Origin of the sequence: Pseudomonas caspiana (genome assembly GCF_002158995.1) — a bacterium.
Taxonomy (GTDB): Bacteria; Pseudomonadota; Gammaproteobacteria; order Pseudomonadales; family Pseudomonadaceae; genus Aquipseudomonas; species Aquipseudomonas caspiana.
On the sequence record NZ_LOHF01000012.1, the window covers coordinates 64,140 to 84,869 of the forward strand.

General features: G+C 56.6%; 17 protein-coding genes. 9 read left to right on the forward strand and 8 right to left on the reverse strand.

What is annotated here, in order from left to right; all coding sequences use genetic code 11:
- Positions 1-12: 12 nt before the first annotated feature.
- From AUC60_RS15250 to yaaA, 6 genes are all read right to left on the reverse strand, one after another.
- Positions 13-1,494, reverse strand: coding sequence for an alginate export family protein (locus AUC60_RS15250; protein ID WP_087268952.1), 1,482 nt, complete (start codon positions 1,492-1,494; stop codon positions 13-15).
- Positions 1,491-2,909 carry an alginate biosynthesis TPR repeat lipoprotein AlgK gene (gene algK, locus AUC60_RS15255; protein ID WP_087268955.1) on the reverse strand — a complete coding sequence of 473 codons (1,419 nt, stop codon included), beginning with the start codon at positions 2,907-2,909 and terminating at the stop codon, positions 1,491-1,493. Before algK ends, AUC60_RS15250 begins: the two co-directional genes overlap by 4 nt.
- 1 nt (position 2,910) lies before the next feature.
- On the reverse strand, positions 2,911-4,080 hold the full coding sequence (locus tag AUC60_RS15260) for an alginate biosynthesis protein Alg44 (RefSeq protein ID WP_087268959.1): 1,170 nt from the start codon (positions 4,078-4,080) through the stop codon (positions 2,911-2,913).
- A gap of 41 nt (positions 4,081-4,121) precedes the next feature.
- A complete protein-coding gene (alg8, locus tag AUC60_RS15265) occupies positions 4,122-5,603 on the reverse strand; it encodes a mannuronan synthase (protein ID WP_087268962.1) in 1,482 nt (493 codons plus the stop codon).
- 209 nt (positions 5,604-5,812) lie between these two features.
- Positions 5,813-7,129: a nucleotide sugar dehydrogenase gene (locus AUC60_RS15270; RefSeq protein WP_087268965.1), complete on the reverse strand. Its 1,317-nt coding sequence runs from the start codon at positions 7,127-7,129 to the stop codon at positions 5,813-5,815.
- A gap of 817 nt (positions 7,130-7,946) precedes the next feature.
- Positions 7,947-8,726, reverse strand: coding sequence for a peroxide stress protein YaaA (yaaA, locus tag AUC60_RS15275; RefSeq protein WP_087268968.1), 780 nt, complete (start codon positions 8,724-8,726; stop codon positions 7,947-7,949).
- Between the two features lie 196 nt (positions 8,727-8,922).
- On the opposite strand from yaaA, the gene AUC60_RS15280 reads away from it, so the two are divergent.
- The 5 genes from AUC60_RS15280 (at position 8,923) to moaE (ending at position 13,160) form a co-directional block, all read left to right on the forward strand.
- Positions 8,923-10,059 (forward strand): polysaccharide deacetylase family protein, encoded by a 1,137-nt coding sequence (locus AUC60_RS15280; RefSeq protein ID WP_087269223.1) that lies wholly within the window; start codon positions 8,923-8,925, stop codon positions 10,057-10,059.
- Between the two features lie 332 nt (positions 10,060-10,391).
- On the forward strand, positions 10,392-11,786 hold the full coding sequence (locus AUC60_RS15285; protein WP_087268972.1) for a PhoH family protein: 1,395 nt from the start codon (positions 10,392-10,394) through the stop codon (positions 11,784-11,786).
- 191 nt (positions 11,787-11,977) lie between these two features.
- The gene (gene moaC, locus AUC60_RS15290; RefSeq protein ID WP_087268974.1) at positions 11,978-12,466 is read left to right on the forward strand and encodes a cyclic pyranopterin monophosphate synthase MoaC; all 489 of its coding nucleotides are present in this window, start codon (positions 11,978-11,980) and stop codon (positions 12,464-12,466) included.
- Positions 12,463-12,708 (forward strand): MoaD/ThiS family protein, encoded by a 246-nt coding sequence (locus AUC60_RS15295; protein ID WP_087268977.1) that lies wholly within the window; start codon positions 12,463-12,465, stop codon positions 12,706-12,708. The genes moaC and AUC60_RS15295 overlap by 4 nt, the downstream gene beginning before the upstream one ends.
- A 2-nt stretch (positions 12,709-12,710) precedes the next feature.
- Entirely contained in the window at positions 12,711-13,160 is a 450-nt protein-coding gene (moaE, locus tag AUC60_RS15300) for a molybdopterin synthase catalytic subunit MoaE (RefSeq protein ID WP_087268980.1), read from the forward strand.
- Between the two features lie 127 nt (positions 13,161-13,287).
- Here the strand turns inward: moaE and rhlB are convergent, their stop codons facing one another.
- Complete coding sequence (rhlB, locus tag AUC60_RS15305; RefSeq protein WP_087268983.1) at positions 13,288-14,781, reverse strand: ATP-dependent RNA helicase RhlB; 1,494 nt, start codon at positions 14,779-14,781, stop codon at positions 13,288-13,290.
- 264 nt (positions 14,782-15,045) lie between these two features.
- The gene (locus AUC60_RS15310; RefSeq protein ID WP_087268986.1) at positions 15,046-15,702 is read right to left on the reverse strand and encodes an alpha/beta hydrolase; all 657 of its coding nucleotides are present in this window, start codon (positions 15,700-15,702) and stop codon (positions 15,046-15,048) included.
- A 480-nt stretch (positions 15,703-16,182) separates the two neighbouring features.
- Here AUC60_RS15310 and AUC60_RS15315 point away from each other — a divergent pair, with 480 nt between their 5' ends.
- The 4 genes from AUC60_RS15315 (at position 16,183) to AUC60_RS15330 (ending at position 20,346) form a co-directional block, all read left to right on the forward strand.
- Complete coding sequence (locus AUC60_RS15315) at positions 16,183-17,211, forward strand: amino acid ABC transporter substrate-binding protein (RefSeq protein ID WP_087268989.1); 1,029 nt, start codon at positions 16,183-16,185, stop codon at positions 17,209-17,211.
- A 70-nt stretch (positions 17,212-17,281) separates the two neighbouring features.
- Positions 17,282-18,463: an amino acid ABC transporter permease gene (locus AUC60_RS15320; protein ID WP_087268992.1), complete on the forward strand. Its 1,182-nt coding sequence runs from the start codon at positions 17,282-17,284 to the stop codon at positions 18,461-18,463.
- Positions 18,464-18,473: 10 nt separating this feature from the next.
- Entirely contained in the window at positions 18,474-19,571 is a 1,098-nt protein-coding gene (locus AUC60_RS15325; RefSeq protein ID WP_087268995.1) for an amino acid ABC transporter permease, read from the forward strand.
- A 10-nt stretch (positions 19,572-19,581) separates the two neighbouring features.
- Positions 19,582-20,346: an amino acid ABC transporter ATP-binding protein gene (locus tag AUC60_RS15330; RefSeq protein ID WP_027900712.1), complete on the forward strand. Its 765-nt coding sequence runs from the start codon at positions 19,582-19,584 to the stop codon at positions 20,344-20,346.
- Positions 20,347-20,730 lie beyond the last annotated feature (384 nt).

The following is a 20,730-nucleotide window of genomic DNA, read 5'->3' on the forward strand; positions in this document are numbered from 1 at the left end:
TTCGCGGTTGCATCAGAAGCGCCAGATGACGTCGACGATGGCGCGGTGCATGTAGTTGTCGACTCCGCTGCCATAGGCATCGCCCGGTTTGAAGACACCGGCGCGTAGACGAACAAGCGCCGAAGGTTCATCCATCGACTGGCTGAGTGCCGCAGGCATCAGGCCGCCTTTGAAGTACTTGGTCACGACCAAGTCCATTTCCTGACCCAGATCTTTGTTGCCGTCGGTGGTCAGTGGCAGGGACGACAGAACGCCGCTTTCATCCGCGCCTACGGCGTTGATGCCTGAGGTGCCGATGCGTGCATTGCCATCGGTGCGGCGGAATTTGTGGTAGATCAACGATGCGTCGTACTCATCCTGCAACTGCCAGGAAGCGAACAGCGAGCCGCTTTCCACGTTGGCCATTTCGCCCTGGAAAGCTTCACCGAAGCGGTGTACGCGAGAGCGGGTACCGGTCCAGTTCGAGCGGTTGGATTCCAGACCGTTCTGCTCGTATTCCTTGCTGGCGCGCGAATAAGCCGCACCCACTTGCCACTGCGGATCAAGGCGTAGACGCAGACCCAGATCGGTTGCCCAGCCATTGACGTTGCTGTTGGTCTTGTCTCCAGCCTGGAACGTACCGTCAGGCTGCCCCACGGCTGCGATCTGGCTGCGGTCACCGGTCAGCCAGGTCACGCTGCCCCAGTAATTGATCTGGTTGGTATTGCGATGGTTGTAAGCATCGCTGTTGGCCTGCAGACCCAGCCAGGTCAACTCGCCGTTGGAGGTTTTGTCCAGGTCATCGAGTTCCCGGCCTGCGCTTTTCAGGTTGCCGTCATCCTGGCTGTGGTGCGCACGCACTCCAGCCCATTGACCTGGCATCCACTGGTAGCTGACGTCACCGAAGATGTGCTTGCGGTCTTCGTCTTGCGGGGACAGTTCAGTCAGGTCAGTGCGGTATTCGCTGAAGCGTTGAGCCACGCCCACGTCGGCTTTGAGCAGCGTGGTGTCGAAGACCCAGTTCACGGCTTCGATGTTGGTGTCGTGCCATTGGCCGTCGTCGTTGCGCAGGCGCTGACGACCGACCTTGAGTATTTCACCCGGGTACGCTGTGAAACCGCTGTAACCGATCCAGAATTCGCGCAAGGCCAGATAGCTCTTGTCAACTTCACGTTCGCTGGCGTTGCCGCGAGCCTGAGTGGTTTGCTGGGTGTCGGAATCGGTTTGTTCCAGAGGGTCAGTCTGAATGGTGTCAGTGGCGGTTACCACCTGGCCCATTGCATAGCCGCTCCAGTCGCCACGTTCGCCATAGACCCAAGGACGCAGGTCCAGACCAATACCGTTGACATCGCCACCGGAGCGAGTGCCCAGGTCACGGTCGTCTTCGGCCTGGCCGCTGATTTTTACTTCCAGACCGAAGTTCTTTTCTTCGGTCAGGGCCGCCAGTGTCGGCGTAGCCCAAAGCAGGGTAAAGCCAAGACCCAGGCCTGCGGCCATCAGGGGATTCAACTTCATAGTGGTGCGTCCTCGCCGTCTTCTTCTTTCAGGGCCTGCATGGCCAGCGCGTTTTGGCTGGTGATGCCCCGGACGTTTTTCTCTTGCTGCAACAGCCGTTGGGCGGTGGCGAGTTTTTCAGGTGGCAGGGCAGTGCTGATTTCCTGCGCAAGTTCAGTGGCCGCTGGCGTCGGCTGTGGAGCTTGCAGAGCCAGTTGACTGAACACCCAGGCATTGACCGGATTGGGCATGGTGCCCTTGCCTTGGGAGAACAGCTGGGCAATGGCAAAGTCAGCACTGTTCTGGCCGCCACGAGCAGCGATCAGCAGTTCATCCAGTGCTTTTTGTGATTCGACCTTGCCCAGGTAGCCACGGCGGTAGATCTGACCCAGGTAGTAATGCGCGGAGAGCTCACCACCGGCGGCGGCTTTTTTCATGTGCTCTTCGGCTTTGTGTGAATCAGCCGGTACCCATTTACCTTCGTAGTACAGGCGACCCAGCAACAGTTCGGCGCGGGGTTGGTCCGCAGCACGGCCGTTATCCAGGTACTCCATCATCTTGTCGACGTCGCCCAGTTCGGGGAAGTCGTAAAGCAGTTTGGCCAGCGTCACCCACGAAGCGGGGTAGCCCGGTGCAACCTGTTCCAGCAATTGCTGCGCGGTTTTTTCATCCGGAGTACCGACAGATGCGTCACCCAGAACACGGGCTACGCTGTCGACACGCTGGGCGCCGACACGACCCACGCTGTAAGCACTTTTAAGCTGCTCGACCACTGCGGTGCGCTGCTCGTTCTGGCCACGTTTCTGATAGACCGTGACCAGCTCGACGTAGCAGATGTCGACCTTGTCCAATGCGGTTTTGCAGATGTTTTCCACTTCATCCAGGTGCTGGTCGTAAGTGCCTTGGGTGCGATACAGCAGCACTTGAGCCAGACCGGCTTCCGGATAGCCTTGTGCACGCCATTCGCTGATTTTCTGCTGGGCGTTCACGTTCGGGAAACTGTGCGGGAACTGCAGATAGAGCATGGCCAGCGGTGTCAGCGAGCTGGTATCGCCACTGGCGAAGGCCTTTTTCAGCAGGTCTTCGGCTTCGTGGTGCTCGGCCTCGGTTGCCCCAGGCTTGGAGGCCAGCAGGCGACCCAGGCGAGCCTGAGCACGTGGCGAGGTTTCAGCTGCTGCACGGTAAGTGGCTTCTGCTTCCTTGATGCGCTGCGGATCACCGCTCTGCACAGCAATGTCAGCCAGGCCAACCTGTGCATCGCTGTAGCCCAGGTCCGCCAGTTGCCGATAGTTCTGCTCTGCCAGTGCGGTGTCACCGTTCTTCAGGGCTTCATTGGCCAGGCGTTGATCGGGCAGGCCGGCACAGCCGGTCAGGGCGATGGCAACGGCCAGGCTCAACAGTGTAGGGCTCGACAATCTTTGTAATGGGCTACGCATGTTAGAGACCCGCGGCCATGGCTTTGTCGATCAACCAGTTCATCGATGGACCACGATCGCTGGTGACTTCAACCGGACGGCCAGCCAGGGAAGTGTCCAGCACTTCGTCAGGCTTGATCTGTACACGGATGTCAGTGGCCAGATCGGTTTCGCTCAGGTTGGTGCTGCTGATGATTTTGCCGGTGCGTACGGTGTCGTCACCTGCCACCTGGAAGTTCACACGGGTGCCTGGTTTGACTTCGTTGAACTGGCGATAGGTAAAGCGTGCTTCAACGTTGGCAGCGGTGTTGCGCGGCACCAGTTGGAAGATCACTTGGCCTTTGGCAGCGAACTGACCATCGGCAACCAGTTGCTTGGCGATTACGCAATCGCATGGGCTGGTCAGGGTGCCGGCCATTTGCTTGCCGTACAGTTCTTCGATTTTGGCTGGCTGCAGGTCATCGCCGTTCAGGCTGCCCTTGAGCATTTCCAGCATGCTGGTGTTGAACGAAGCCATCGGCGCGCCTTTGGCTACCGGCGAGTTGACCGCCACCAGGCTCTGCACGGTACCTTCGCGCGGCATGGTCACGTCCATCGCAGGCAAGGTCACCAGACCTGCCGAGGAGTGGCTGACGAAGTACAGGCTGTAAACAGTCTTGAAGATGAAGCCAAACGCGGCCAGACCGACAATGAAGATGCCGAGGCTGAAGGTCACGGCGCGCAGGCGACCCAAAGCAGTCATGCCATCGCCGCTGCCTTTTACCTTGCGCGCCTTGGTGAAGTTGTCGCGCTGCAGAGTGGCCAGTACTTCACCCATGCTGACGATGTCGCCGCTCAGGTGCGAGGTGATCAAGTGGCGCAGGGTCGCGATGTCTTGTGCTTCCAGATTCTGGAACTGGCAGCCGACACGGCCGGTGGAGGCATCGATGGAGCGCACTTGCAGTTCAACGTCCATGGCCAGGCCAAGGTTGTCGATCAGGAACTGCAGACGACCCTTGATTACCTCACCTGCTGTCGGGCGCTGCTGAGCAGGCGCGACGAAGCTCAGACCGCCTGCAGAAAGGTCTTCTACGCGGACCAGCGGGGCACCCGGGGCTTCGAGCAAGCGCAGCTTGGCGGGGATTTTGACCCGGGCGTGTTGGCGCTGGGCTTCGGATTCATGTACGACGTTTGCATTCACGGCTGTATTCATGGCTAATTTTCCTACTTAAGCGATTAATCCGTTGGCCCGGTTTAAACCATCGTCAACAGCACTGCGACGAAGATGGTGCCAGCCGAGAAAGTCATGGTCCGAGACGACCAGGTGTTGAACCAGCCTTGAAAGCTGGCCATGTCGCGGCTGAGTTTGGTGTCTTGGCGCGTCCAGGACTGGCGGTCCAGGCGGAAGAAAACGTAGATTTTCATCAGTGCGCCGACGATCTGGTTGTAATAAAGAATCATTGGGTAGGCTGGCCCGATCCGGTGTCCCGAGCAGGACAGCAGAAGGGTCAGGATCAGGCGTGTAATGCCGATCCACAGCAGGTACATCAGGATGAACATGCCGCCGTATTTGAAGCTGGCGATGATCGCAACGGTCAGGCCGAGAATGGAGGTCCACATCGACACGCGCTGGTCGAACAGCACGATGCTGGTGAAGACGCCGAGACGGCGAACGCCCAGACCCAATGCACGCGAGTTTTGACGCAGGTTGTTGCCGTACCAGCGATACATCAGCTTGCGGCTGGCTTTCAGGAAGCTTTTTTCCGGCGGGTGTTCAACGGTGTGAATGGCCGCGTCCGGCACGTAGAACGTGTCGTAGCCCAGGCGCATCAGGCTGAACCAGCTGGATTTGTCATCGCCGGTCAGGAACCGGAAAGTGCCCAGACGCCAATGGTGCAGCGAATCGCTTTCAACGTCGGCGATGAACTCAGGGTCAGTCACAACCGTTGCGCGGAACACCGACATACGACCGGTCATGGTCAGTACGCGTTTGGACAAAGCCATCGAGCACATGTTGATGTGACGCTGGGCGAAACGCAGCTTGTGCCATTCGCTCATGATGTAACCGCCGCGCACTTCGCAGAACTCGTTGGTGGTCAGGCCGCCGACGTTGCCGAACAGCTGGAACCACGGAACCGTTTTGCGCACTACGCCTTCAGCCAGCACGGTGTCGCCGTCGATCACGGCCACTACAGCGCGGTCGTCGGGCATGTGCCGGGAGATTGCACGGAAACCAAAGGCCAGACCGTCACGCTTGCCGGTACCGGCAATACGTACGAAGTCCAGCTTCACGTGTTCAGGCGGGTTGGCCTTTTCCCACATCGCCTTGACCAGCAACTCGTCGGACATTTCCACCAGAGAGCAGACCACGGTGGTCGGGAAGCCGCATTCGATGGCTTCGCGAATGACCGAGCTGTACACCTGGGCGGTGGTCAGTGCGTCGATACGAAAACTGGTGACCATCAGGAACACGTGAGACGGGTCCGCTGATGTGCCCAGCTTGCGCACTTTGCGACGCAAGTGCGGGTAGACGATGTAGAGAAAGATCATGCCACGCACAAAGTGCGTGATACCCATTGAGTAGCGCCAGATGCCGACGGCGCCAATCAGGAAAATAAAGTTCTTCGACTGCGAGTCAAAGATACTGGTAGGCAACGCTGTCGCGAGTGCCCCTAATAAACTCAGGTAGAACAACCAACCTGCGGCCTGTAGTAGACCATGCTTAAGCCTGTGCATATCTGCATCCGTCTCGGTATCGGGTGAGCCTTTGAGGTGGCCCGAGTTGGGTTAGGCAGGCGTGTAACAAGCGCCCTTTTTCCGTAGCCGTCCGCGGTAGGAGCCAGCTTGTCGGTGAAAGGATTGACCGGTCTTGTAAACCGGTCAGTCGTCTCACCAACAAGTTGGCTCCTACGGTTGACCTGCCCCGAAGGGCGCTCTGACAGCCGTTACCAGCAGATACCTTCAGCGCTAGCGTTTTCGGCAGTGGTGGTGGTCATGAAGCCGACCAGGTCCACAATCTGCTTGCCCGCTGGAGCCTTGTCGGCCAGGGCGCGGAAGCGCTCATCGCGGTTACCCAGGATGATCACGTCGGCGTTGTTGATCACAGCGTCGAAGTCCGAGTTGAGCAGGGACGAAACGTGAGGGATCTTGGATTCGATGTAGTCTTTGTTCGCACCGTGAACACGAGCGTACTCAACGTTGCTGTCGTAGATGCTCAGCTCGAAGCCTTTACCGATCAGCATTTCAGCCAGCTCTACCAGCGGGCTTTCACGCAGGTCGTCAGTACCGGCCTTGAAGCTCAGACCCATCAGCGCGACTTTGCGAGTGTCATGAGACGCCACGATGTCGAAAGCGTTCTGTACCTGGGAAACGTTGCTGCGCATCAGCGAGTTGAGCAGAGGCGCTTCAACATCGAGGCTACCAGCACGGTAGGTCAGGGCGCGGACGTCTTTTGGCAGGCAAGAGCCGCCGAAAGCGAAGCCTGGACGCATGTAGTACTGAGACAGGTTCAGTTGTTTGTCCTGGCAAACCACTTCCATCACTTCACGACCATCGACACCGCACGCTTTGGCAATGTTGCCGATTTCGTTGGCGAAAGTGACCTTGGTGGCGTGCCATACGTTGCAGGTGTACTTGATCATTTCGGCAACGGCGATGTCCTTGCGGATGACCGGAGCGTCGAGTTCTTCGTACAGGGCTTGCAGCACGTCGCCGGACGCTTTATCGAACTCGCCGATAACGGTCATTGGCGGGTGATCGTAGTCTTTGATCGCGGTGCTTTCGCGCAGGAACTCAGGGTTCACTGCAACGCCGAAGTCGACGCCGGCTTTTTTGCCGGAGCAGTCTTCGAGGATCGGGATCACAACGTTGGCAATAGTGCCCGGCAGAACCGTGCTACGCACAACGATGGTGTGACGAGTGTCTTTTTCACGCAGTACGAAGCCGATTTCGCGGCAAACGGATTCGATGAAATCGAGTTCCAGGTCGCCGTTTTTCTTGCTAGGGGTACCAACGCAGATCATCGACACGTCAGTGGCGCGAATGGCCTCGGAGAAATCCGTGGTACCGCGCAATTTGCCAGTGCGAATACCCTTGTCCAGAAGTTCGCCCAGACCGGGTTCTACGATTGGCGATTTGCCGTTATTGATAAGGTCGATCTTGGCGCTAGAGATATCCACACCAACAACATCATGACCCCGCGCAGAAAGGCAACCGGCACATACTGCACCGACATAACCCAAACCAAAGATGCTGATACGCATCGTACTCTCCTCGATTTACACGCCATAAGTTGGCTGGATATTGAATTTTGGCCAGCAGGTATCGCGCACTCTAAAGTGTGACTTAAAGAAGTCGCACAACAAGTACAGGCATATTTAAAAAAGGTGAGTGCCAGAAGTAACTAAGGCAATCTCAAATACTGCTGAGTCTTGAACGGCAAGTAACCTGGCTGTAACAGCTACAGGGCCTCGCTCTGGGATGTGGTAAACCACTCCTTTGAGTGCTAACGCTGTCTCGTTGCTGACAGGCCCGGACCAGAGCCTCGGCTGCCATGCCCCAATATTGCGCTTTGCACTTGAACAGTGCTTTGCCAAACGACTAAAGCTTTATAAGTGTGAGTCAATCTCCTGACTACCTACCGCCTCTGATCCTGGAACCAGTGTTATGAACGGCAACTTCCACATCTTCTACACCGCTTGTAAGTGATCTCTCACAAGGAAGGCGAGAATTGTTACGGGATGTAGGAGCGTCTGGTTTCGGGATAAGTTCCTGGCCACTCGTCCTCTTTTCGAGAATTTTTCTTTTTGGCGACAAAGATTGAGTAGTTGCACATTGATGTCACATTCGCTGTATCCCTTGATTATCGCGGGTTCCCGAGAAGCGAATGTGACAGTGCCACTAATGTGGAAAAGCCAAATGCTAGTACACAAAAAGTTTGTTAATTTTTTGAGAAAATCAGTGGCTTAAAAAATGCGACATGAAACTGGCGACGTTAATTTGTCAATTCGCAATTTGCACGATAGTTCAGGGGTGGGAAAAGGCGCGATGGGGACGGAGATCGCGCCTTGAAGAGCAGATTCAAGACTCGGGAGTGTCCCGCAGGAAGACTAACTTGGTCGCGGTGGACTGCTCATTGCTGTAGCGGTAGCCCGCCACGTCGAACTGTTTAAGTGCATCGGGCGTGTTGATTTTTTCCGTTATCACGAAGCGGCTCATCATCCCGCGAGCCTTCTTGGCGTAGAAGCTGATGATCTTGTACTGGCCGTTTTTCAGGTCCTTGAACTCAGTGTCGATAATCTGTGCATTCAACGCTGAACGTTTAACGGCCGAAAAGTACTCAGTGGACGCCAGGTTCAGTAACAGGTCATCGCCTTGCTCGGCCAGCGCTTCGTTGAGCCACTCGCTTATCCGGGTGCCCCAAAATGCGTACAGGTCCTTGCCCCGACCATTTGCCAGTCTGGTGCCCATTTCCAGTCGGTAAGGCTGCATCAGATCGAGTGGCCGCAGCAGGCCATAAAGGCCGGACAGCATGCGCAAATGGTCTTGGGCATAGCTGAGTTCCGCGTCACTGAAGGTCTCGGCCTGCAGGCCGGTATACACGTCGCCTTTAAACGCCAGCAGAGCCTGTTTGGCATTCTCCGGGGTAAACGCCGGGGTCCAGCTGCCGAAACGTGCGGCATTGAGCCCTGAGAGCTTGTCCGACAGGTGCATCAACTCGCCGATCTGTGCGGGTGTCAGCTCACGCAGTATTTCGATCAGTTCCTGGGAATGGTCCAGATATTGCGGCTGAGTGAAGCGCTCGGTTGTCGGCGGGGTTTCGAAATCGAGGGTTTTTGCCGGGGAAATCACCATCAGCATAGGGTCGTCTCCTTTAATCGTCGGGCGATTCTAGGGGCTGTTGTTGCCTGACTCCAGCTATGGTGGCGATAGGTGAGATGTTTTGATGCGTGAGCTCCTGCAGAAGAATTTGTATCGGCCTGGAAATCAGCCCTGCCACTCATATCAGCTATAGTGCGGCGCTTAACCGGGTTCGATGTTCAGGGAGCGAGTGGTGTTGCGTAAGTTTCTAGCTGTGTGCGCGTGTCTGTTCAGCGTTCAGGCCATGGCGGCTCCGCCTCCGATCGCCACGATTGACCGTAGCTTCTGGCCTGAACGGCTGGAGTCGCCGGATCTGTTCGATGTAGCTTCCCGTGCAGAGATTCTCGGCTTCGCCCACGAATTGCTGGCCAGCGAAGAGCTGGACGAGCAGGGGCTCAAGAGCCGTCTCGGGCTTCGGTACATTAATGTGCCTTCAGTAAACCTGCTTCGCCACCGACTCTGGAACCGTCTGCTGGAGGGTTACCAGAATGCACAGTTGAGCTGCCCGCAGGACGCATCGTTCTGCGTGTTGGTTGAAGACATGGAGCAACTGCGCCAGCGTGCCGCCGAATTCACCATCGCCAGTGATTCGTTCTATGCCAACTGGGGTGTACCGAGTGCAAATTTTCATCGGCTCTACCTCAACGAGCTGATGTACCTGGCGGCTCTGTTCCCGCAGACCAGCAGCGAAATCGCCCTTTATAACTCTGATGAGTTGAGTGGCGATGCAATGCCTGATCGCACATTCCAGCTGAATTTCGAAAGTGGCCCTACCGGCGCCGACGGCGGGACTGACTGGCTGGCTGACTTCATGCGCCAGCAAAAGATGAACGCGACGTTTTTTGTGTTGGGTAAAAACCTGCAAGAACGCCTCGCCGCGACTAACGGTACTGCGTTGCAGTCGCTTTATCGTCTGCAGTGCGTTGGCATTCAGGGTTGGGAATATCGCTCTCATAGCCAATGGCTCGACTGGCAGAGCTCTGTGTTGCGCAGCGAGGCGCTGACTCAGCAATTGCTGCCGGATAACTTCATACCGCTTTTCCGTCCACCTTATGGCCATCGACGTGCGGACAGTGGTCAGTTCTTCCGAGATCAGAACCTGCGGGTTTCACTGTGGACTATCGACGCGCAGGACAGCAACGGTCGGCTGACTTCCGAGCAGATCACGGACCGGGTGGTGAACCTGATGTTGCTCTGGCGACGCGGTACGGTGGTGTTTCATGACGCAAGCGCCCGAGTGCAATCGGCAGTGCCGTTGCTGCTGGCGAACACCGCGCAAAGTGAGTTGATCTGGGATGATTGCCACAATATCCCTGACAGGCCCGCAGAATAAGGGCTAGCGTTCATTTTCAGACGAGAGTCAGGCGAATTTTCCGAGGATTTCGGGTAGAGCGGACTTCCGACTGTAAACGGGCTTGGGCAGGCCGCCAAGGGCTATTCGTCATACTGTGAAATAAACTTCAAAAAAGTGTCAAAGTGCTTTTTTCTGTCATGTGTTTTGCGGTATTACCACTATCAGACCGCCGAAACCTGCAACACAGGTGGCGTCCTCCAAGACTCCATCTTGAGCAATTCTCTCCTGCCTTAAGGAGAGAGCCCGGCGGCCTTTTCGTGGCGCAGTTTTGAGTAGTCTGCGTCGCCTGGCTTTTACAAAGGTGAGCGAGTATGGATGATCACGGACGCACCCCTTCTTCTAACCAGCCAATCCTTTACGTGCTCGATACCAACGTACTGATCCACGATCCAAATGCCCTGCTGAACTTCGAAGAACACCGCGTCGCCATCCCCATGACCGTGCTGGAAGAGCTGGACAAGCTCAAAGCCGGTAAACATTCGGTCGCTGCCGAATGCCGTCAAGCCATCCGCCTGATCGACAAGACACTGGGCGAAGCTACGCCTGAAGAAGTCGAGAAGGGAGTGCCTATCGACCGTGGCACGGGAGTCTTCAAAGGCTTCCTGTCGATCATGATGAGCAAGCGCGAGGAGCCCAACAGCCTTCTTCCTGAACACCTGAACGACAACATCATCATCAACCAGTTGATCGACCTGCATGCGCGCGACAAGGACTTGCGTCTCGTGCTGGTCACCAAAGACATCAACATGCGCCTCAAGGCGCGTGCCTGCGGGATCGCCGCCGAGGATTACAGCACCGACCAGTTGGTCGACGACGTATCGATGCTGTCCCGCGGTTATCACAACGTGACCGGCTCCTTCTGGGATCGGGTCAGCAAGGTCGACACCCGTCAGGATCACGGTCGTACCTGGCACCGTGTGCAAATGACGGAAATGCTGCCGTCGGTACACATCAACGAGTTCATCATCGACGAGCAAGGGTTTGTCGGCTGGGTCAAAGGCGTCAAGGCCGACGAGCTGATGATTCTGGACATGCATCAGGAGCCGTTGCTGCACCAGGAAGCCTGGGGCCTCAAACCGCGTGATATCTACCAGGGCCTGGCGCTGTTTGCCTTGCTTGATCCGGATATCCATCTGGTCAACCTGTCCGGTGCTGCCGGGTCGGGTAAAACCATTCTGGCGCTGGCTGCTGCCATCGAGCAGACCATGGTTAGCAAGCGTTATCGGCGGATTATCGCCACCCGTAGCGTGCAGGGGCTGGACCAGGAAATCGGCTTCCTGCCCGGCACCGAAGCAGAAAAAATGGAGCCTTGGCTCGGCGCCATCACCGATAACCTCGAAGCTTTGCACATGGACGACGAAAACACCCATGGCAGCGTCGATTACATCCTCAGCAAAGTGCCGTTGCAATTCAAATCCCTCAACTACATTCGGGGCCGTAGCTTCCAGCAAAGCCTGATCCTGATTGATGAATGCCAGAACCTTACCCCGCACCAGATGAAAACCATCATCACCCGTGCGGGCGCAGGTTCCAAAGTGGTCTGTCTGGGCAACCTGGCGCAGATCGATACTCCATACCTGTCGGCCACCAGTTCGGGGCTGACCTACCTGACGGAGCGTTTCAAAGACTTCCCGAACGGCGTGCACATCTCGCTGCAAGGCGTGCCACGCTCAATCCTGGCTGAATATGCGGAGTCGCATCTTTAAATAGGCGATGACTGTAGGAGCTGCCGAGGCACGAAGGCTGCGAAGGCGTTTTACCTGATACACCGCCATCGCGAGCGTCGTAACCTCCGACGGCTCCTACAGGTTTCGTATTCATTCAGATACATCTGCCACAATTCCTGTCGCGCTGTGTTTTAGGTTTACAATCCCCGCTCCTGTTCAGGAGTAACGCTGTGCTCACTCATCTCGATTCCCAAGGTCGCGCCAATATGGTCGACGTCACTGATAAAGCCGTGACGTCCCGTGAGGCTGTGGCCGAAGCGCTGGTTCGCATGCTTCCTTCAACCCTGCAAATGATCGTTAGCGGCGGGCATCCCAAAGGGGATGTCTTTGCCGTGGCGCGTATTGCCGGGATTCAGGCGGCGAAGAAAACCAGTGATCTGATCCCTTTGTGCCACCCGTTGATGCTGACCAGCGTCAAGGTCGAACTCAGCGCCGAGGGGGACGACGCCGTACGCATCATCGCCCGCTGCAAACTGGCCGGGCAGACCGGTGTAGAAATGGAGGCGCTGACCGCCGCCAGTGTTGCAGCATTGACCATCTATGACATGTGCAAGGCGGTTGATCGCGGCATGAACATTGAGAACGTTCGGTTGCTGGAAAAGCTCGGCGGTAAAAGCGGGCACTTCATCGCGGACGAGCAGGCATCGGTGACGCCATGAACATCAAGGTCCAGTATTTCGCCCGTTACCGGGAAACCCTTGGCATTGATAGCGAGCTGGTCGAAGGTGAGTTCGCCAGTATCGACGCCTTGCGCTTGCAGTTGCTGACTCGTGAGGGTGTCTGGCAGGTGCTGGCCGAGCAGAACCTGATGTGTGCTCGCAATCAAGAGCTGTGTCAGCTGGATGAGCCGCTGGAGGCTGGTGACGAAGTGGCGTTTTTCCCCACCGTGACCGGGGGCTGATTATGGCCATCAGGGTTCAGGCAGAACAGTTCGATCCAGGCTTTGAAGTCAACGCGTTGCACGCAGCCAATGTTGGCGTCGGTGCGGTGGTGAGTTTTGTCGGCTACGTGCGGGATTTCAATGAGGGGCGGGAAGTATCGGGGATGTTCCTGGAGCACTATCCCGGCATGACTGAAAAAGCCTTGGCCAAGATTGTTGTCGAGGCTGAACAGCGCTGGCCGCTGCTCAAGCTGGAAGTGCTGCATCGCGTTGGCGCGCTGGAGCCGGGTGAGCCGATTGTGTTTGTCGGCGTTGCCAGTGCGCATCGTCAGGCCGCATTTGAAGCCTGTGATTTCGTCATGGACTACCTCAAGACCCGTGCGCCGTTCTGGAAGAAGGAAAACACTTCAGAAGGGCCGAAATGGGTCGAGGGGCGCGAGAGTGATAAAGCGGCGGCGGGGCGGTGGAAATAGTGCGCTGCAGATCCACACTGACGTGGGACCGGCTTTAGCCGGGAAGGCGGTGTTTCTAGCCATGAAATTTCATTGACTGTACTGGCCTCTTCCCGGCTGAAGCCGGTCCCACGTCGATTGCATCGAGTCAGATGGTTTGTGCTGGCTTACGCACTACCGCACGCAACAACTCGGTCGGCGGTGTTTCGCAGCTGATCTTGCGACCCAGTTTCTCTTCAATGGCGGGCAATTGATAAGAGTCGTCCTCACCGGCGAAGCTGATCGATACGCCTGCTGCGCCCGCCCGGCCTGTACGGCCGATGCGGTGTACATAATCATCCGGCACTTCGGGCAGCGTGAAGTTGATCACATGACTGATACCGTCGATGTGAATTCCGCGACCGGCGACGTCAGTGGCAACCAGTACACGAATCTTGCCTTCGCGGAAGCCTTCCAGCGTCTTGATGCGCTTGTGTTGCGGCACATCGCCTGACAACTGCGCGGCGTTCACACCATCACGGACCAGACGTTCTTCGATGCGGCGTACTTCGTCCTTGCGGTTGGCGAAGACCATGACGCGTTCCCAGCCGTTGTCGTTGACCAGGTTGTAGAGCAGTTTGTATTTGTCTGCGCCGGCAACCGCGTAGATATGCTGTTCGACGTTTTCGCTGGCAACGTTCTCGGCTTCGATTTCGACAATGGCTGGTTCAGTGGTCCACTGCTTGGCGAGGTTCATCACATCGTCAGTGAAAGTCGCCGAGAACAGTAAGGTCTGGCGTTCGCCCTTGTGTGGCGTCTGACGAATGATCGAGCGAACCTGCGGGATGAAGCCCATGTCGAGCATGCGGTCGGCTTCGTCGAGGACCATTACTTCGACCATGTCCAGATGCACTTCGCCGCGCTGGTTGAAGTCCAGCAAACGGCCTGGTGTGGCCACCAGGATGTCGCAATGACGCGCTTCAAGCTGTTTGAGCTGTTTGTCGAAGTCCATGCCGCCCACAAACGTCATGACGTTCAGGTTGGTGTACTTGGTCAGGTCAGCAGCGTCCTTGGCGATCTGCACGACCAACTCCCGGGTCGGGGCGATGATCAGTGCGCGAGGCTCGCCCATATAGCGTTCTTTGGGGGGAGGCGTCTGGGTCAACTGCGAGATGATAGAAATAAGAAAGGCAGCGGTTTTGCCAGTGCCGGTCTGCGCGCGGCCGATGGCGTCCTGGCCCTTGAGGGTGAACCCCAGAACCTGCGCCTGAATCGGCGTGCAATAGGGGAAGCCGAGGTCTTGAATCGCGTGCATCAATTCGGGAGCGAGGGCAAAGTCATGGAAGCGGGTTTTGCCTTCCTGAGGTTCGACGACGAAATCTTCCAGCTTCCAGGGAATGACCACCGGCTTGGGGGCACGTTCGCGACGTGGGCGCTCGGGCCTGGGTTTGGCGACGACGGTTTGGTCTGCCGTTTCAGCCTGTGCACTCGGCTCTTTATCGTCTGCACGGGGTTGGGCAGGTGCTTTGGCTGCAGCGCTGCGATCCCTTGAATGGCCTTCAGTCTTGCTTTGCGGGGCAGGGGAAGGAGTAACAGGGCCAGCGGCGAGCGGCTCAGCCTCGCTTTTTCCGAACATCTTTTTAAGTGCTTTGAGCACGGTCATCTCGTCAGTTGGTTAAGGAATGTACGCCGAGCAGTGTAAAGCAAGAATCATGCGCGGCGTAGTGTCATGCCAAACGGGCTACATAGGCCCAAATCCCGAAGGAATGGCTTTAGCAAGTCGTGCGGCATTTCTGGTGAGGATTGGATGCTTTTCTGTAAGAGCTCACGGGCAACGATAGCGTCCTGTCGGACACACCGCTATCGCGGCCTCGCGGTGCTCGTGCGCTACTACCCAGGCTGTGTTTGCCCGTTTACAAGCAACCAATCAGCCGAGCTTGTCGATCAACCAGGCTCGAATGTCAGAAATCTCCTGCGGTAACACTTGGTGTTCCATTGGGTATTCCTGCCATGTAACGGTTACGCCTTGAGCCTTTAAAAACTCATAAGCTGCCAGCCCCATGGATTTCTGAACCACATTGTCGAAAGTGCCGTGCAAGCAGCACACCGGGATGCTTCTCTGGCTGTCCGACAGTTGTAATTGTTCGCCAAAGGTCGGTGCGTAAGTAGACAGGGCAAGTACCCCGCCCAATGGACCTTGCCAGCGCTTGAATGCGGTGTGCAATACAACCGCTCCGCCTTGAGAAAACCCTGCGAGGAAGATCCGTGCCGGGTCGATGCCGCTGTTGCGCTGGCCTTCTATAAGGTCCAGAACGGTCTGCGCAGAAACCTCCAATTGGTCGTGATCAATAGCGCGGGCGGGGCTCATGGCCCTGATGTCGTACCAACTCGGCATCTCATAGCCGCCGTTGATCGTCACGGCCTGGGTCGGTGCCTGAGGCAGGATGAAGCGGGTGCTCAGCAACGACTCCTGAAGCGCTTCAGCCACCGGCATGAAGTCATAGCGATCTGCGCCAAGGCCATGCAGCCAGATCACGCATGCATCAGGAGTGTTTACAGGTTCGAGAATCAGCGGGTTAGTCATGAGTGCTCTATCCGGGTGCGCTCGCTCTTTTGCAGTGCGTTAATGCGGTGCGCGAGTTGTTAAAAATGAAAGAAGATGTCGCAAGGTTACAAGTTTTTCTCTTGACCTGTCGCTAATTCGACATCGCCACCATGCTGGTACGGCGTTTGCTATGAAAAACCGGGGAGTGAAGCGCTTACCTCGATCGGTAACACTATTGTGCTATTACCGATACGCAACGGGGGCAAGCACGGAGTCCATGCATCAGGATTTGCGGCACGGTTCATCCTGTACCGGATTGGTTCAGGAACATCATGGGGCTTGAATCCTGTAGGCCGTCTAAGATCATGAATGCGAGCGATGAGATGACCTCACGCCTGGCTCATGAACTGGCCTAAAGTCGGATGACCCAAAAATAAGCCAGCACGGGTTGTCAATGCCTCACAAGGGTGCGACGGGATTGAAGCGCCTAAACAACAAAGAGCAAAACTGGAGGTTTGAATGAAGATGTTGAAATCCACCCTGGCCGTAGTAGCCGCTGCAGCAGCACTCGGCGTGAGCAGTTTTGCTCAAGCGGGCGCAACACTGGACGCCATTCAGAAGAAAGGCTTCGTACAGTGCGGTGTGAGCGACGGTTTGCCAGGTTTCTCCGTTCCTGATGCTACCGGCAAGATCACCGGTATCGACGCCGACGTCTGCCGCGCTGTTGCTGCTGCCGTTTTCGGTGACGCCACCAAAGTGAAATTTAGCCAGCTGAACGCCAAAGAGCGTTTCACCGCGCTGCAATCGGGCGAGATCGACATCCTGTCGCGTAACACCACCTGGACCAGCTCCCGCGATTCGGGCATGGGTCTGGTGTTCGCTGGTGTGACTTACTACGACGGTATCGGCTTCCTGGTAAACAACAAGCTGGGCGTCAAAAGCGCCAAGGAACTGGATGGTGCAACCATCTGTATCCAGGCTGGTACTACCACCGAACTTAACGTTTCCGACTACTTCCGTTCGAACGGTCTGAAATACACCCCGATCACTTTCGACACTTCCGACGAAAGCGCCAAATCCCTGGAAGGCGGCCGTTGCGACGTACTGACCTCCGACCAGTCGCAGCTGTACGCACAGCGCAGCAAACTGGCCAGCCCGGCTGACTACGTGGTTCTGCCAGAAGTTATCTCCAAAGAGCCTCTGGGCCCAGTCGTACGTAAAGGCGACGAAGAGTGGTTCTCCATTGTGAAATGGACCCTGTTCGCAATGCTCAACGCCGAAGAAGCCAAGATCACTTCGAAAAACGTTGAAGCTGAAGCCAAAGCCACCAAGAACCCGGACGTTGCCCGTATGTTGGGTGCTGACGGTGAATACGGCAAAGACCTGAAACTGCCGAAAGACTGGGTGGTTCAGATCGTTAAACAAGTCGGTAACTACGGCGAAGTATTCGAACGCAACCTGGGCGAATCGACCCCGCTGAAAATCAAGCGCGGCCAGAACGCTCTGTGGAATGCCGGCGGCATCCAGTACGCTCCACCAATTCGTTGATTGACCCGGCGCCCGACAGCTTTAACCGGCTGTCGGGCGTCGTTTTGTTTCATTTTTCCTGGGGCACTTCATGGAAAAGCAAATCGTCGCACCCAAGCAAAAGCTCTCTTTGAGCGACCCAAAAGTGCGCGCGTGGTTATTTCAGATCATCACCGTACTGGCGGTGGTCTCGTTGGGCTGGTTCATGTTCGACAACACCCAGACCAACCTCCAACACCGTGGTATTACCTCAGGTTTCGGATTTCTTGAACGCAGTGCCGGGTTTGGCATTGCGCAGCATTTGATCGACTACACGGAAGCGGACAGCTATGCCCGCGTGTTTGTCATCGGCTTGCTTAACACGCTGCTGGTGTCGGTCATCGGTATTTTTCTGGCCACGATCCTGGGCTTCATCATCGGCGTCGCACGCTTGTCACCCAACTGGATGATCAGCAAGCTGGCGACGGTCTACGTCGAAGTCTTCCGTAACATCCCGCCGCTGTTGCAGATCCTGTTCTGGTACACCGCTGTCTTCCTGACCCTGCCGGGTCCAAGGCAGGCGCACGGTTACTTCGACATGTTCTTCATCAGCAGCCGCGGTCTGAACATGCCGAGCGCTATTGCCGCTGAAGGTGCCTGGCCGTTCGTGACCAGCATCATCGTGGCCATTGTCGCTATCGTGGCAATGACCCGTTGGGCCAACAAGCGCTTTGAAGCCACTGGCGAGCCGTTCCACAAGTTCTGGGCTGGTCTGGCGCTGTTTCTGGCAATCCCGGCTTTGAGCATGTTGATTTTTGGCGCACCGGTGCATTGGGAAGTGCCAGAGCTCAGAGGCTTCAACTTCGTTGGCGGCTGGGTGCTGATTCCGGAACTGATCTCTCTGACCCTGGCACTGACGGTTTATACCGCGGCGTTCATCGCTGAAATCGTGCGTTCGGGTATCAAGTCGGTCAGCCACGGTCAGACAGAAGCAGCTCGCTCCCTGGGCTTGCGCCCCGGGCCGACCCTGCGTAAGGTCATCATCCCGCAGGCACTGCGCGTGATCATCCCGCCGTTGACCAGCCAATACCTGAACCTGGCGAAGAACTCCTCGCTGGCAGCCGCGATTGGTTACCCGGAAATGGTTTCGCTGTTTGCCGGTACGGTGCTCAACCAGACCGGTCAGGCCATTGAAGTTATTGCCATCACCATGAGCGTGTACCTGGCGATCAGTATCAGCATTTCCCTGCTGATGAACTGGTACAACAAGCGCATTGCGCTGATTGAGCGGTGAGGAAACGCGCATGACAACTCATACTTTCAAACCTGACATGCCACCACCGGGCAAAGTGTTCGGCCCTGTGGCGTGGATGCGCCAGAACCTGTTCTCCAGCTGGATCAACACGCTGCTGACCTTGTTCTCGCTGTACCTGATCTACCTCGTCGTGCCACCGATCCTGAGCTGGGCATTGCTGGACGCCAACTGGATCGGTACCACACGAGCTGACTGCACCAAGGAAGGCGCCTGCTGGGTGTTTATCCAACAGCGCTTTGGCCAGTTCATGTACGGCTACTTCCCGACCGAACTGCGCTGGAGGGTGGACCTGACCGCCATTCTGGCGATCGTCGGTGCTGCTCCGCTGTTTATCTCGAAGTTTCCGCGTAAAGCGATTTACGCCATCGGCTTCCTGATTGTTTACCCGATTGTTGCTTTCTACCTGCTGAGCGGCGGCGCGTTTGGTCTGACCCACGTGGCTACCAGCCAGTGGGGCGGCCTGATGCTGACGCTGGTGATTGCCACCGTCGGTATTGCCGGTGCATTGCCTCTGGGTATTTTGCTGGCGCTGGGTCGTCGTTCGAACATGCCTGCGGTGCGCGTGGTGTGTGTGACGTTCATCGAGTTCTGGCGCGGCGTGCCATTGATCACCGTGTTGTTCATGTCCTCGGTGATGTTGCCGCTGTTCATGCCGGAAGGGATGAACTTCGACAAACTGCTGCGAGCCTTGATCGGCGTGATCCTGTTCCAGTCGGCGTACATCGCTGAAGTGGTTCGGGGCGGCATGCAGGCAATCCCTAAAGGTCAGTACGAAGCGGCCGCGGCCATGGGCCTTGGTTACTGGCGCAGCATGGGCCTGGTGATTCTGCCGCAGGCGTTGAAGATGGTTATTCCCGGCATCGTCAACACCTTCATTGCCCTGTTCAAAGACACCAGTCTGGTGATCATTATCGGCCTGTTCGACCTGCTCAACAGCGTCAAACAAGCCACCGCCGACCCGTCGTGGTTGGGTATGGCCACCGAGGGCTACGTCTTCGCGGCCCTGGTGTTCTGGATCTTCTGTTTCGGTATGTCCCGCTATTCCATGCACTTGGAACGTAAGCTGGACACAGGCCACAAGCGTTAGGAGTTTTGACATGAGTGAAGTTATCACCAAGCCTCTGGGCGCCGAAGGCATGATCCGGATGGAAGGCGTCCATAAATGGTACGGCCAGTTCCACGTGCTCAAGGACATCAACCTGAACGTGCGTCAGGGCGAGCGTATCGTGTTGTGCGGCCCTTCGGGCTCGGGCAAATCCACGACCATTCGTTGCCTGAACCGTCTGGAAGAGCACCAGCAAGGCAAGATCATCGTCGATGGCACCGAACTGACCTCGGACCTGAAGCAGATCGAAACCATCCGCCGCGAAGTCGGCATGGTGTTCCAGCACTTCAACCTGTTCCCGCACCTGACCATTCTGCAGAACTGCACGCTGGCGCCGATGTGGGTGCGCAAGATGCCGAAGAAAAAGGCCGAAGAAATCGCCATGCACTACCTGGAGCGCGTACGCATTCCAGAGCAGGCGCATAAATTCCCGGGCCAGCTTTCCGGCGGTCAGCAACAGCGCGTGGCAATCGCCCGTGCGCTGTGCATGAAGCCGAAAATCATGCTGTTCGACGAGCCGACTTCGGCACTCGACCCGGAAATGGTGAAAGAGGTTCTGGACACCATGGTCGGCCTGGCAGAAGAAGGCATGACCATGCTCTGCGTAACCCACGAAATGGGCTTCGCCCGCACCGTGGCCAACCGCGTGATCTTCATGGACAAAGGCGAAATCGTCGAACAGGCTGCGCCGAACGACTTCTTCGACAATCCACAAAGTGACCGTACGCGTCTGTTCCTGAGCCAGATTTTGCATTGATTGGCTGAGTGATGGACTGAAAAACCCGGACCTTGTGTTCGGGTTTTTTTATGGGGGTTGGGTTTATAGAAAACCTGTAGGAGTGAACTTGTTCGCGAGGCGGTGTATCAGGCGATGAATATATCGGATGGACGATTGCTTCGCGAACACGTTCGCTCCTATCAAACAAAATTTAACTATCTGATTTGGAATACTTTTCTGTAGGAGCTCACGAGCATCGCGAGGCAGCGATGGCGGTCTTTCTGACACACCTCTATCGCGGCCTCGCGGTGCTCGTGCGCTCCTGCAGGTACCGTGTTTGCTGCGCGACAGCGCGTTGTGTGCTGTTTTATAGGCCTGTTGTTTTTAGAACTCGGCTATCCTTTTTTCTTTCGGTTCCAAAAC

What these genes read in the sequence shown, in the direction of transcription:
- AUC60_RS15260 (WP_087268959.1), bottom strand. Translation starts at nt 4,080, where the DNA reads ATGAATACAGCCGTGAATGCAAACGTCGTACATGAATCCGAAGCCCAG.
- AUC60_RS15325 (WP_087268995.1), top strand. Translation starts at nt 18,474, where the DNA reads ATGACAACTCATACTTTCAAACCTGACATGCCACCACCGGGCAAAGTG.
- AUC60_RS15330 (WP_027900712.1), top strand. Translation starts at nt 19,582, where the DNA reads ATGAGTGAAGTTATCACCAAGCCTCTGGGCGCCGAAGGCATGATCCGG.
- moaE (WP_087268980.1), top strand. Translation starts at nt 12,711, where the DNA reads ATGGCCATCAGGGTTCAGGCAGAACAGTTCGATCCAGGCTTTGAAGTC.
- algK (WP_087268955.1), bottom strand. Translation starts at nt 2,909, where the DNA reads ATGCGTAGCCCATTACAAAGATTGTCGAGCCCTACACTGTTGAGCCTG.
- AUC60_RS15295 (WP_087268977.1), top strand. Translation starts at nt 12,463, where the DNA reads ATGAACATCAAGGTCCAGTATTTCGCCCGTTACCGGGAAACCCTTGGC.
- AUC60_RS15270 (WP_087268965.1), bottom strand. Translation starts at nt 7,129, where the DNA reads ATGCGTATCAGCATCTTTGGTTTGGGTTATGTCGGTGCAGTATGTGCC.
- rhlB (WP_087268983.1), bottom strand. Translation starts at nt 14,781, where the DNA reads ATGACCGTGCTCAAAGCACTTAAAAAGATGTTCGGAAAAAGCGAGGCT.
- yaaA (WP_087268968.1), bottom strand. Translation starts at nt 8,726, where the DNA reads ATGCTGATGGTGATTTCCCCGGCAAAAACCCTCGATTTCGAAACCCCG.
- AUC60_RS15285 (WP_087268972.1), top strand. Translation starts at nt 10,392, where the DNA reads ATGGATGATCACGGACGCACCCCTTCTTCTAACCAGCCAATCCTTTAC.
- AUC60_RS15320 (WP_087268992.1), top strand. Translation starts at nt 17,282, where the DNA reads ATGGAAAAGCAAATCGTCGCACCCAAGCAAAAGCTCTCTTTGAGCGAC.
- AUC60_RS15315 (WP_087268989.1), top strand. Translation starts at nt 16,183, where the DNA reads ATGAAGATGTTGAAATCCACCCTGGCCGTAGTAGCCGCTGCAGCAGCA.
- AUC60_RS15310 (WP_087268986.1), bottom strand. Translation starts at nt 15,702, where the DNA reads ATGACTAACCCGCTGATTCTCGAACCTGTAAACACTCCTGATGCATGC.
- alg8 (WP_087268962.1), bottom strand. Translation starts at nt 5,603, where the DNA reads ATGCACAGGCTTAAGCATGGTCTACTACAGGCCGCAGGTTGGTTGTTC.
- AUC60_RS15250 (WP_087268952.1), bottom strand. Translation starts at nt 1,494, where the DNA reads ATGAAGTTGAATCCCCTGATGGCCGCAGGCCTGGGTCTTGGCTTTACC.